General features: G+C 72.9%; 8 protein-coding genes. 1 reads left to right on the forward strand and 7 read right to left on the reverse strand.

All coding sequences use genetic code 11. From position 1 onward, the window contains the following. The 7 genes from ACZ6B8_RS02930 to ACZ6B8_RS02960 form a co-directional block, all read right to left on the reverse strand. Positions 1-1,467, reverse strand: a complete 1,467-nt coding sequence (locus tag ACZ6B8_RS02930) for an aminopeptidase (RefSeq protein ID WP_471606087.1) — start codon at positions 1,465-1,467, stop codon at positions 1-3. A 78-nt stretch (positions 1,468-1,545) separates the two neighbouring features. Next, on the reverse strand, positions 1,546-1,953 hold the full coding sequence (locus ACZ6B8_RS02935) for a hypothetical protein (RefSeq protein ID WP_471606088.1): 408 nt from the start codon (positions 1,951-1,953) through the stop codon (positions 1,546-1,548). Positions 1,954-2,179: 226 nt separating this feature from the next. Then, positions 2,180-5,935 (reverse strand): ABC transporter ATP-binding protein, encoded by a 3,756-nt coding sequence (locus tag ACZ6B8_RS02940; RefSeq protein ID WP_471073690.1) that lies wholly within the window; start codon positions 5,933-5,935, stop codon positions 2,180-2,182. A gap of 84 nt (positions 5,936-6,019) precedes the next feature. Next, complete coding sequence (locus ACZ6B8_RS02945; RefSeq protein WP_471073687.1) at positions 6,020-6,958, reverse strand: serine hydrolase; 939 nt, start codon at positions 6,956-6,958, stop codon at positions 6,020-6,022. A 147-nt stretch (positions 6,959-7,105) separates the two neighbouring features. Continuing rightward, entirely contained in the window at positions 7,106-8,794 is a 1,689-nt protein-coding gene (locus ACZ6B8_RS02950) for a thiamine pyrophosphate-binding protein (RefSeq protein ID WP_471606089.1), read from the reverse strand. Further along, on the reverse strand, positions 8,791-9,783 hold the full coding sequence (speB, locus tag ACZ6B8_RS02955) for an agmatinase (RefSeq protein WP_471073681.1): 993 nt from the start codon (positions 9,781-9,783) through the stop codon (positions 8,791-8,793). Before speB ends, ACZ6B8_RS02950 begins: the two co-directional genes overlap by 4 nt. A gap of 77 nt (positions 9,784-9,860) precedes the next feature. Further along, positions 9,861-11,324, reverse strand: coding sequence for a sodium:solute symporter family protein (locus tag ACZ6B8_RS02960; protein ID WP_471606090.1), 1,464 nt, complete (start codon positions 11,322-11,324; stop codon positions 9,861-9,863). Positions 11,325-11,517: 193 nt separating this feature from the next. On the opposite strand from ACZ6B8_RS02960, the gene ACZ6B8_RS02965 reads away from it, so the two are divergent. Continuing rightward, the gene (locus ACZ6B8_RS02965; protein WP_471606091.1) at positions 11,518-12,978 is read left to right on the forward strand and encodes a PucR family transcriptional regulator; all 1,461 of its coding nucleotides are present in this window, start codon (positions 11,518-11,520) and stop codon (positions 12,976-12,978) included. The last annotated feature ends 63 nt before the right edge of the window (positions 12,979-13,041 follow it).

The following is a 13,041-nucleotide window of genomic DNA, read 5'->3' on the forward strand; positions in this document are numbered from 1 at the left end:
TCACGGCCGCAGCGCCGACTCCTTGCGCACGTCCCGCTTGTCGAGCTTCGTGTCGTACGGAGCCAGCGGCTTGCCCGCCTTCGACGACGACGCCGACGGGGCGACCCCGGCCCACGCCTGGATGCGCTGCGTCGCCTTGGCCTTCTGGTCCGGGACGAGCTGGGCGACGTTCGCGCCGTGGTTGGCGCCGGGCGCGGTGAAGACGTGGCTGTCGTGCTTGGCGCCGCGCGCGGGGCGGAACTGCTCGGCGCCCCACGGGTCGAACTCGCCATACACGTACATCATCTGATGCGCGTTGTGCCGCACCCAGCGGTCCACGTCCGGCATCGCCCGCTTGTCGAACCTCATCGGGATGTCGCGCGGCACGAAGTTCCGCGGCGGCTGGTAGCCGTAGCGGCTCAGGTCGCCGAGCCAGGGCTGCTTGATGGTGGGCGCGCCGAGCTGCGTGCCCGCCTGGTAGTAGTACGGCGTGTAGGCGGCCAGGCCCTGGTCGGCGTAGGAGGACCAGCCGCCCACCGCGTCGACGTAGTCGAAGAGCGCCTGGTCGGTCACGGTCGCCGGGTCCGGGATCTCGCCGCAGGCGGTGGCGGCCGGCTGGTACTGCCAGAAGCCCCACACCAGGTCCATGACGACGGCCTCGTACGCCTTGTCCAGCGTGCCGACGGTCTCGAAGGTGTAGCCCTCCGCCTCGGCGAGGGCCGCCAGCTTCGCCTTCAGCGGTTCCCTGCGCACCAGCGCCTCGCGCTGCACCGCCTGGATCCTGGCCCGGCACTCCTTGGGGCCGACGCCCGCGAGGAACGTGTCGTACGCCGAGTCCTCCTTGTCGACGACGTCGTTGGGGGCCACGTAGGAGACGACGCCCGCCATGTCGCGCGGGTAGAACCGCTCGTAGTACGTCGCGGTCATGCCGCCCTTGGACGCGCCGGTGGCCAGCCACTTCTTGCCGTAGATCGGCTTGAGCGCCCGGTAGATGCGGTGCTGGTCGCTCGCGGCCTGCCAGATGTCGAGCTTGGTCCAGTCGGCAGGATCGGGACGTGAGGGCGTGAAGAAGCGGTACTCCATGGAGACCTGGTTGCCGTCGACGATCTGTGTCGGCTCACTGCGGCCGGGGCGCGTGGAGACGCTGTAGCCGCCGGTGGAGAAGACCGTCGGGCGGGCGGTGTCCTTGTGCAGGACCGTCAGGCGCTGCTTGAAGGTGCCCTTGGAGGGGTGCCGGTGGTCCACCGGCTGGGTGTAGTTGAGGACGAAGAAGCGGTAGCCGGGATACGGCTTCTCCTCGATCAGGCTCATGCCGGGTATGGCGAGCAGCCTGTCCTTGATGTCGGTGGCGGCCGCGCTCCTGGCGCCCGCCCCTGTGGTCCCGCCCGGTTCCGCGGCGGTGGCCGCCGTCCCGGCCGTCGCTCCGGCCACGCCCACCGTGCCTATCAGCACCACGAGCGACAGCAGCCATCTGAGCGCCTTGCGCATACACCCTCCCCTGTCGACACAGCAATGCCCGGAACCTAACGGAGCAACTGAATCCGCACCAGGGGGAGTTGTCGGACGTCAGCAGAGAATCCAGCCCGAACTGACCCCGCGCTTGCCGATCCGGCCCTTCACCCATACACAGCGGTGGCCGGCGTGCACCGTCACCGGGCCCGCGTGGTGGGTGTAGCGGCCCTTGTCGCGCTCGGGCCTGCCGCCGCGCGCCTTGACGCTGACGGACATGGTCTTGCGGGCGCCGGTGTGCTTGGCGACGGCCGTGGCGCACACGTAACCGCGGCTCTTGAAGACGTCGACGCGGCCGGTGGCGAAGGAGAGCGAGCGCACCTTGCGGCCGGCGCAGCCGCCGGTGGCGGCCTCCGCCGAGGCGGTGCCGGGGCCCGCGAGGGCGAGCAGGACGGCGGCGGCGAGCACGGCGGTGGCGAGCGCCGGCCACCGCCGTATGCGGCCTTCGCCGCGACCACTGCTCACAGTTGTCCCTCCCACCACGCCTGCCTCACCCTTCACGCATGGACGTCCTTACGTACGGAGGCACCGTACTGACTTCTCACGTACTGGCGTACGGGCGTCCACGTACTGATGTACGGACGCAGGCCGTGGCCCGTGCGGTTGCGGGGTCCCCCGCCCTTTCCGACCCCTGCCCCCGAGGACCCCGGCCGCTGCCCCGCAGGTCATCGGCCGCCTTCCCGCCCGGCCCTCAGACGGCGTCCATGGACTCCACGGGCTCCGCCGGCTCCCCCACGAACGTCCGCCACAGCCGCGCGTAGCGCCCGTCCAGCGCGAGGAGCTCCTCGTGCGTGCCGTCCTCCGCGACCCGGCCGTGGTCCATCACCACGACGCGGTCCGCGCGGGCGGCCGTGGTCAGGCGGTGGGCGACGACCAGCGTGGTGCGCCGGCCCGCGATGCGGTCGGTGGCGTGGTTGACCTGCGCCTCCGTGGCGAGGTCGAGCGCGGCCGTCGCCTCGTCGAGGAGCAGGATGTCGGGGTCGACCAGCTCGGCGCGGGCCAGCGCGATCAGCTGGCGCTGTCCGGCGGAGAGGTTGCGGCCCCGCTCGCTCACCTCGTGGAGGTAGCCGCCGTCCAGGGTGGCGATCATGTCGTGCGCGCCGACCGCGCGGGCGGCGGCCTCCACCTGGGCGTCGGTGGCGTCGGGCCGCCCGTAGGCGATCGCGTCGCGGACCGTGCCGGCGAAGAGGTACGCCTCCTGCGGCACCACGCCGAGGCGGTGGCGGTACGAGGTGAGGTCGAGGGTGCGCAGATCGGCGCCGTCGACGGTGACCCGGCCGCCGGTCGGGTCGTAGAAGCGGGCGACGAGCTTCACCAGCGTCGACTTGCCCGCGCCGGTCTCGCCGACGAAGGCGACGGTCTGGCCCGCGGGGATCCGCAGGCGGACGTCGCTGAGCGCCTCCTCGGGGTCGCCCTCGCCGGTGGCCGCGTAGGCGAAGTCCACGTCCTCGAAGGCGATCTCGCCGCGCAGCGAGAGGACCTCGGCCGGCTCGTCCGCGGCCCGCGTCGACGTCGGCTCCTGGAGCAGCTCCTGGATGCGGCCGAGGGAGACGGTGGCCTGCTGGTAGCCGTCGAAGACCTGGGAGAGCTGCTGGACGGGGGCGAAGAACAGGTCGATGTAGAGGAGGTAGGCGACGAGCGCGCCGGTCGTCAGGGTGCCCGCCTCGACCCGGCCCGCGCCGACGACCAGCACGGCGACGACGGCGACGGACGACAGGAACTGCACGAACGGGAAGTACACGGAGATCAGCCACTGGCCGCGGATGCGGGCCTGGCGGTAGCTGTCGCTGCTCGCCGCGAACCGCTCGGCGCCCGTGTGCTCGCGCCGGAAGGCCTGCACGATGCGCAGCCCGGCGACGGACTCCTGGAGGTCGGCGTTGACCGCGGAGACCCGCTCACGCGCCAGTTCGTACGCCTTCACGCTGGACTTGCGGAAGAAGTACGTGCCGACGACGAGGAGCGGCAGCGTCGCGAAGACGACGAGGGCGAGCTGCACGTCGATGACGAGCAGGGCGACCATGATCCCGAAGAACGTGACGACGGAGACGAACGCGGTGACGAGGCCGGTCTGCAGGAAGGTGGAGAGCGCGTCGACGTCGGTCGTCATCCGGGTCATGATCCGCCCGGTCAGCTCCCGCTCGTAGTAGTCGAGGCCGAGCCGCTGGAGCTGCGAGAAGATCTTGAGCCGCAGCGAGTAGAGGACCCGCTCGCCGGTGCGTCCGGTCATCCGCGTCTCGCCGGTCTGCGCCGCCCACTGCACGACGACGGCGGCGAGCGCGAGCCCGGAGGCGGCCCAGACGGCGCCGAGGGCGAGCTGGTTGACGCCCTCGTCGATGCCGTGCCGGATCAGGACGGGGAGCAGCAGCCCCATGCCGGCGTCGACGGCGACGAGCAGCAGGCTGAACAGCAGCGGCACCCCGAAGCCGGCGAGCAGCCTGCGCAGCCCGTACGACTTCTCGGGGGTGACGGCGCGCGCCTCGTCGATGCCGGGGGTGTCGGTGGCCGGGGGCAGCGCCTCGACCTGGGCGAGGAGCTCGGGGGTCGAGGGCATCCCGGAGAGCGCCGGGTCCTTGCCGCCGCCGGCCTCGCGGTCGCCGGTCCACAGGGCGGGCGTGATGCCGCGCTCGGCGTCGAACTCGGCGTCGAGCTCCGCGCGGACGGAGGTGTCCTCGGGCAGGTCGGCGGGGAGGGCGTGTCCCGGCGAGACGCCGCCGAGCTCGTCGGGGTCGGTGAGCAGCCGCCGGTAGAGGGCGGAGCGCTCCGCCAGCTCCTCGTGGGTGCCGAGGTCGGCGAGGCGGCCGTCGTCCAGGACGGCGATGCGGTCGGCGAGGCCGAGGGTGGAGCGGCGGTGGGCGATGAGGAGCGTGGTGCGGCCGGCCATGACCTGCTTGAGGGCCTCGTGGATCTCGTGCTCCACGCGCGCGTCCACCGCGGAGGTGGCGTCGTCGAGGACGAGGAGGCGGGGGTCGGTGAGGATGGCGCGGGCGAGCGCGATGCGCTGGCGCTGGCCGCCGGAGAGGGTGAGGCCCTGCTCGCCGACGGTGGTGTCGTACCCCTCGGGCAGCTCGGAGATGAAGCCGTGGGCCTGGGCGGCGCGCGCGGCCGTCTCGATCTGCTCGCGGGTGGCCTCGGGGAAGCCGTAGGCGATGTTGGCGCCGACGGTGTCGGAGAAGAGGAAGGAGTCCTCGGGGACGAGGCCGATGGCGGAGCGCAGGGAGTCGAGGGTCAGCTCGCGCACGTCGTGGCCGCCGATGAGGACGGCGCCGTGGGTGACGTCGTAGAAGCGCGGCAGGAGCAGCGAGACGGTGGACTTGCCGCTGCCGGAGGAGCCGACGACGGCGAGGGTCTCACCGGGGCGTATCTCGAAGGAGAGGCCGTCGAGGACCGGGCGGTCGTCCTCGTACGCGAAGCTCACGTCGTCGAACTCGACGGTGGCCGGGGCGTCGGCGGGCAGCTCCTTGGTGCCGTCCGTCATGCTCGGCTCGGTGTCGATGAGTTCGAGCACGCGCTCGACGCCGGCGCGGGCCTGCTGGCCCACGGTGAGGACCATGGCGAGCATCCGGACCGGGCCGACGAGCTGGGCGAGGTAGGTGGAGAAGGCGACGAACGTGCCGAGGGTGATCTCCCCGCGCACCGCGAGCCAGCCGCCGAGGGCGAGCATGGCGACCTGGCCGAGCATGGGGACGGCCTGGAGGGCGGGGGTGTAGCGGGAGTTGAGGCGGATGGTGCGCAGCCGTCCGGCGAACAGCTTGCGTCCGACCTCGCGGAGCTTGCCGGTCTCCTGCTCCTCCTGCCCGAAGCCCTTCACCACGCGGACGCCGCTGACGGCGCCGTCGACGACTCCGGCGACGGCGGCGGCCTGGGCCTGCGCGTACCAGGTGGCGGGGTGCAGGCGGGAGCGGGAGCGGCGGGCGATGACCCACAGGGCGGGGGCGACGGCGAGGGCGACCAGGGTGAGCGGCAGGGAGAGCCACGCCATGATCCCCAGGGAGATCACGAAGAGCAGGATGTTGCCGATGGTCATCGGCAGCATGAAGAGCAGGCCCTGGATGAGCTGGAGGTCGCTGGTGGCGCGGCCGACGACCTGTCCGGTGGACAGCTCGTCCTGGCGCCGTCCGTCGAGCCGGGTGATCGTGCCGTACATCTCGGTGCGCAGGTCGTGCTGTACGTCGAGGGCGAGGCGGCCGCCGTAGTAGCGGCGTATGTAGGTCAGGACGTAGACGATGAGGGCGGCGCCGATCAGCGCGCCGGCCCAGGGGCCCATGGAGCGTCCGCCGCCCTGGCCGTCGTCGCCGATGACGTCGTCGATGATCACCTTGGTGATCAGCGGTACGAGGGCCATCACGGCCATGCCGCCGAGCGAGGAGCCGAGCGCCAGCACGACGTCCTTCGGATACCGCCACGCATATCCGGTGAGCCGTTTCGCCCAGCCCCGTTGCTCTGTCACGCGGTGCCTCCCAGTCGTCTTCCCTGCCGGAAGGCACCAACGTCGTGACGGGCGGATTTCATCCCGCCGCAACAAATCGGCGGCTCAGGCGCCGGGCACCGCCACGAACGCCTCCCGCGGCGCCACGGTCGGGGCGTACCGGCCCGTCGCCGACGCGCGGGGCGCGAGGTCCTTGTGGACCGCCTTGGCCACGCCCTGAATCGTGGCGACGCCATAGTTCATCGTGCTGTTCCCGTGCGTGAGCACGGACAGCGTGTAGTCGTGGCCGCCGCCCTGGAACGCCCCGATGCTGTGCACCCGCCAGCCGTGCGTGGAGCGCTGCAGCCAGCCGTTCTTGACGTGGATGGAGACGCCGGAGGGCGCGCCCGCGGGGGTGCCCCAGCGCTGGGACGGGATCACCTTGCCCATGAGCGTGAGGAGGTAGCCGCGGGAGGCGTCGGTGAGGACGGTGTTCCTGCCGGTGACCAGGGCGAGGAGCTTCTGCTCGTCGGCGGCGTTGATGCGGGTGAGCCCCCAGTAGCCGCCGGAGCCGGGGACGGTCCCGGTCATCTTCGCCGCCCTGAGGAAACCTTTCACCTTGGTCGCGCCGAGCTGGCGCCACAGGGTGCTGGTGGCCGCGTTGTCCGACTTGGTGATCATGGCGGTGGCGAGGGACTTCTCGCGCGACGTGAGGGACCGGCGGCTCTTCTGGGCGTCCCACAGGAGCGTGGCGAGGACGGTCGCCTTGACGACGCTGGCCGAGTCGAAGGCGGTGGTGGCGCGCAGGGTGCAGGTGGTGTTCGTGGTGCGGTCGTGCAGGCCGACGGCGACCGTGCCCTTGCGGTTCTTGAGCGCCGCGGCGATGTCCTTGCTCAGCTTGGCGGCCAGGCCGGGCTGTGCGGAGGTGCAGGCGGGCTTCGGCGCGGTGGCGGCGAGCGCGGGCGGCGCGGTCGCGACCGCGCCGAGCGGCAGGAGCACTCCGGCGGCGAGGCCCGCCGAGAGTATGCGGGCACGCCGGGACATCCCGGCTACCGGGTGAGTCATGGTTTCTTCCGATCCCCTTGGGTCCGTACGCGACCCTCGGGGTCCGTACAAGCGCGCCCCCCGACGCACTCGTCACACATGACTCACCGGTACCGGTGAAGGGTTGTATGAACTTGTACGACAATCTCGCCCGATCTGGCCAGATGTTCAGCCGAGATGTGTCGGAGCGAACATCTTCAGGAGCGCGGGCAGCACCACCACGGAGGGCCCCGGCTCCGCGAGCGCCTTCGTGAGGTCGTCGCGCAGGGTCTGTGGGGTCGTCCTGACCCCCGGCACCCCGAAGGACTCCGCGAGCGCCACGAAGTCCGGCCGGGCCAGCTCCGTCGCCGTGGCCTCGCCGAAGGCGTCGGACATGTACTCGCGCAGGATGCCGTAGCCGCCGTCGTCGACGATCAGCCAGGTGACGTTCAGCCCGTACTGCCGGGCGGTCGCCAGCTCCGCGATCGAGTACATCGCGCCGCCGTCGCCGGAGACCGCGAGGACCGGGTGCGAGGGGTCGGCGGCCGCCGCGCCGAGCGCCGCGGGGAAGCCGTAGCCGAGGCCGCCCGCGCCCTGCGCCGAGTGCATGGTGTTGGGGCGCCGCGCGTCGAACGCCGACCACGCCCAGTACGCCAGGATCGTCATGTCCCAGAAGGACGGCGATGTGTCCGGCAGGGCCTCGCGGACCGCGGCGAGCACCTGGCGCTCCAGGGTGAGGTCCTGCGCGTCGATGCGCTCACGGACCCGGGCGAGCACCCCCGCGACCCGCTCGGGGACCGAGGGGTCCTCGCGGGGCGCGTCGATCGTCTCCAGGAGCGCGGAGAGGGCGATGCGGGCGTCCGCGTGGATGCCGATGCCGGGGTGGTTGGACTCCAGCTTGCCGGCGTCCGCCTCGATCTGGATCACCCGGCCGCGGGGCGCGAACGTGTGGTAGTTCGAGGAGAGCTCGCCGAGGCCGGAGCCGACCACCAGGAGGACGTCCGCGTCCTCCAGGAAGTCCGTGGTGTGCCGGTCCTCCAGCCAGGACTGGAGCGAGAGCGGGTGCTCCCAGGGGAAGGCGCCCTTGCCGCCGAAGGTGGTGACCACCGGCGCGTTCACCAGCTCGGCGAGCGCGCGCAGCTTGCCGGAGGCGTCCGACCGGACGACTCCGCCGCCCGCGATGATCGCGGGCCGCTCCGCGCGCGACAGCAGGTCGGCGGCGACCGCGGTCAGCTCGGGGCGCGGCACGACGTCCTCGGGGGTGGCGTCCATCGCGGTGACGGCGGGCAGCGTGGTCTCCGCGAGCAGCACGTCCTGCGGGATCTCCACCCAGACCGGGCCGTGCGGCGCGGTGAGCGCCGACTCCCAGGCCGCGGCGATGGCGGAGGGGATCTGCGAGGCCGTACGCACGGTGTGCACGGACTTGACCACGTCGCGGAAGGACGCCTGCTGGTCGCGGAGCTCGTGCAGATAGCCGTGGCGGCCGCCGCCGAGCCCGGCCACCGGGACCTGGCTGCCGATCGCGAGGACCGGCGAGGAACCGGCCGCCGCCTCCTGGAGCGCGGCGAGCGACATCAGCGCGCCGGGCCCGGTGGAGAGCAGCAGCGGGGCGACCTCGCCGGTGATCCTGCCGTACGCGTCCGCCGCGAAACCGGTGTTGTTCTCGACGCGGAAGCCCACGTACGAGAGGGCGGAGCGCCGCAGCGCGTCGAACATGCCGAGGGCGTGCTGGCCGGGCAGGCCGAAGACCGTCGTGGCGCCGAGGCCCTGGAGGGTCTCGACGACGAGGTCGCCGCCGTTGCGCCCCGGGGGCGGGTTCAGGGCGGCCTCGGTCTGCGCGGCGGTGGGCCGGAGGACCACGTCGTGGTCGTGGGTCACTTCTCGCTCCCCGTCCCGCGGGCCTCCGCGATCTGGCGGGACATGATCGTGGTCAGTTCGTACGCGGTGTGGGAGGCGGCGACGGCCGTGATCTCCGCGTGGTCGTAGGCGGGCGCGACCTCGACGACGTCGGCCGACACCAGGTTGCAGGAGGCGAGGCCGCGCAGGATCTCCAGGAGCTCGCGGGAGGTCATGCCGCCGGCCTCGGGGGTGCCGGTGCCGGGCGCGTGGGCCGGGTCGAGGCAGTCGATGTCGATGGAGATGTACAGCGGGCGGTCGCCGATGCGCTGGCGCAGCTGGTCGGCGACCTCGTCGGCGCCGCGGCGGTAGATGTCCGCCGAGGTGACGATGCCGAAGCCCATCTTCTCGTCGTCGGTGAGGTCCTTCTTGCCGTACAGCGGGCCGCGGGTGCCGACGTGGGAGAGCGCCTCGGTGTCGAGGATGCCCTCCTCGACGGCGCGGCGGAACGGCGTGCCGTGGGTGTACTCGGCGCCGAAGTAGGTGTCCCAGGTGTCCAGGTGGGCGTCGAAGTGCAGCAGCGCGACCGGGCCGTGCTTCTTGGCGACGGACCTGAGCAGCGGCAGCGCGATGGTGTGGTCGCCGCCGAGGGTCATCATCCGGGCGCCGGATCCGAGGAGGTCGTCGGCGGCGGCCTCGATGGTGTCGACCGCTTCGTTGATGTTGAACGGGTTGGCGGCGATGTCGCCGGCGTCGGCGACCTGCGCGAGCGCGAAGGGCGAGGCGTCCTGCGCCGGGTTGTAGGGGCGCAGCAGGCGGGAGGCCTCACGGATGGCGTTGCCGCCGAAGCGGGCGCCGGGGCGGTAGGAGACACCGGTGTCGAAGGGCACGCCGACCACCGCGACGTCCGCCTTGCCGCCGACCTCGTCGAGGCGGGGCAGGCGGGCGTACGTCGCCGGGCCCGCGTACCTCGGGATGCGGGAGGAGTCGACGGGGCCGCGGGGGGTCGTCGGGGTCTCGGCGCTGCTCATGGTCGGTTTCCTCCTGTTGGTACGGGTGTTGCGGTTCAAGTGTCGCGCGGCCCACCGACAGCGGGCCGCGCGGAGGTCTAGACGGTCACCGGGGTCTCCGGTTCCGGCTCCTCGGCGCCCCGCCCGGCCAGCCGCTCGCGCCAGGCGGCGAGCACGGCGGCGTCGGTGGGCTTCGTGGCGAGGGAGACGGCGGCGTACACGGCCAGCGAGATCAACAAGCCGTAGTAGACGGGCTCGTTGGCGAGGATCCCGTACCCCCACATGAGGCCGATGACGGAGAGTCCGCCGGCGACGACGGCGGCGAGCGCCCCGGCCGCGGTGCCGCGCCGCCACAGCAGCCCGCCGAGGATCGGCACCAGCAGGCCGCCGACGAGCAGGTTGTAGGCGACGGTCAGGGCCTCGACGACGTCGTTGAGCACGATGGCGATGGCGATCACGGCGACGCCCATGACGAGGATGAAGGCGCGGTTGCCCTTGACCTCGTCGTGCTCCTCGCCGGCCGGCCTGCCGACCGCGCCGCGCAGCCGCGACCAGATGTCGTTGTTGGCGACGGTCGCGCAGGCGATGAGCGCCCCGGAGGACGTCGACATGACCGCGGCGAGCGCGGCGGCCAGGACCAGCCCCCGTACGCCCACGGGCAGTTCGTCCTTGACGATGGTGGCGAAGGCCGCGTCGGCGCTCGGCAGCTTCGGGTACATGACCTTGGCGGCGGTGCCGATGACGGCGCCCGCGATGGCGTAGACGAGGCAGTAGGTGCCGGCGACGGTGCCTCCGTAGCGGGCCACCTTGTCGCTGCGCGCGGTGAACACGCGCTGCCAGATGTCCTGCCCGATGAGCATGCCGAAGGTGTAGATCAGCACGTACGTGAAGATCGTCTCGCCGCCGACGCCGAGCGGGTCGAAGTAGGAGGTGGGCAGCTTCGCCTTCATCGCCCCGAAGCCGCCCGCCTTGACGACTGCGATGGGCAGGAGCAGCAGGAGCACGCCGATGGTCTTCACGACGAACTGCACCATGTCGGTGAGCGTGATGGACCACATGCCGCCGAGCGTCGAGTACGCGACGACGATGGCGCCGCCGAGGACGATCGCCACGGTGCGGTTCAGGTCGAAGAGGACGTCGAAGATCGTGGCGTAGGCGATGGTCGAGGTGACCGCGAGCATCAGTGTGTACGCCCACATGACCACTCCGGAGATGACGCCCGCGCGCCCGCCGTAGCGCAGGTCGAGCATCTCGGAGACGGTGTACACCTTCAGGCGCGCGATGCGGGCCGAGAAGAACACGCTGAGGGCGAGGAGTCCGAGGCCGATGGTGAAGACCATCCAGGCGCCGGAGAGCCCGTACTGGTAGCCGAGGCCGACGCCGCCGATGGTGGAGGCGCCGCCGAGGACGATGGCGGCCATCGTCCCGGAGTACATCCAGGGTCCGAGGCGGCGGCCCGCGACCAGGAACTCACTCTTCGACTTGGCGCGGCGCATGCCCCACCAGCCCATGGCCAGCATCCCGGCGAGATAGACGACGATCACTGTGTAGTCGACGGCCATAAGGGGGGCCTCCTTCGCGCACCTCGGTGGCGTGTCGTGCAGATGGAGTGGGGGGGTCCAGCCAGCGACCGGCCGCGGGGACATCCGCCCGTACCCGCTGCCTGTGGTCGGCACGACCTTAGGTGGCCGGAAAGCAACGCTGAAGTGTACGTTTCCTCCATTCCGCCCGACCGATACGGATGGAACGTCCACCATGACCGACCCGGCCGCCCCACCGACCCCGCCCGTCCCGCTCGCCGCCCTGCTGGCCCGCGAGGACCTGGGCCTGCGCCAGCTCGCGGGCCCCGACGCGCGGGCCGCCGGCACGGCCGTGCAGTGGGTGCACACCTCGGAGATGCCGGACCCCTACCCGTACCTCCTCGGCGGCGAGCTGCTGCTCACCGCGGGCGTGCACATCACCGACCCGGCGGGCGCGGACGGCCACCTGGACGACTACGTGGCCCGCATCCTCGCGGCGGGCGGCGCGGCCCTCGGCTTCGGCGTCGCGCCGCTGCACGACACGGTGCCGCGTGCCCTGGTCGAGGCCTGCGACCGGCTGGGCCTGCCGCTGGTCGAGGTCCCGCCGCGCACCACGTTCAGCGGCGTCGCCCGCGCCGTGTGGCGGTTGATGGCCGAGGCACGGCACGCGGAGCTGCGCCGGGTGACGGAGGCGCAGCAGGGCCTCGCCACGGCGGCGGCCCGCCCCGACCCGGTCCCGGCCGTGCTGCGGCAGCTCGCGACCCGGCTCGGCGGGATCGCGGCGCTGTACGGGCCGGACGGGGCGGAGCTGCAGAGGGCCGGGCACGAACCGGGCGACGGCGTCCGGGACGCGCTGCGGGAGCTGACCGTGGTCGTCCGGCGCGCCGCCCCCGCCGCCCCGGCGTCCGCCGCCGACACGGCGGGTTCCACGCACCTCGCGGCCTACGCCCTGGGCGGCGGCCGGGGCTTCGCGCTGGGCGTCGCCACGGACCGCCGCGAACCGGGCGACCACACCATCGCCGGGGCGGCGGTCGTCCTGCTCTCGCTCCTCACCGGCGAGCACCAGGGCGTCTCCGAGGCGGCCCGATCGGCGGCGCTGGTCCGGCTGCTGCTGGGGGCGCCCGTGGCCCAGGCGGGGCCGCTCCTGGGCGGCGGCCTGTGGACCGTGGTGCACGCGCGCGGGGTGGACGGTCCGCCGGCCGCGGCCGCCCTCGCGGCGGCGCTGGGCACGGGCCTGGTGGACCCGCGCGAGCCGGGGGACGCGGTACGGCTCCTCGTCCCCGCCGACCGCGCGGTGAGCGCCACGGACGGCTGGACGCTCGGCGTCTCCGCCCCCGCGCCGCCCGCCGAACTCCCCTCCGCCGACGCGCAGGCAGCGCGCGCCCTGCGCCGCGCGGAGGCCACCCGCGTCCCGCTGGTGCGGCACCGCGAGAACGGGTTCGCGGGCCTGGTCGCCCCCGAGGAGGCCGACGCGCACGCGCGCGTGCTGCTCGCCCCGCTGGCCGCGGGCGAGGCCCTGGCGCCGACGCTGCGCACCTGGCTCTCCCTGCACGGCAGCTGGGACCGCACGGCGGTGGCGCTCTCCGTCCACCGCAACACGGTCCGCCAACGCATCGCCCGCTGCGAGTCCCTCCTGCACCTCGACCTGAACGACCCGGACGTCCGCATGGAACTCTGGTTCGCCCTGAGCCGCTAGGGGCGCCCGGTGGGGGCGCCCGGCAGGGAGCGCCCCGTTAGGGGCGCGGGGAACTGCGCGACC

The organism is Streptomyces sp. NPDC041122, assembly GCF_055592445.1.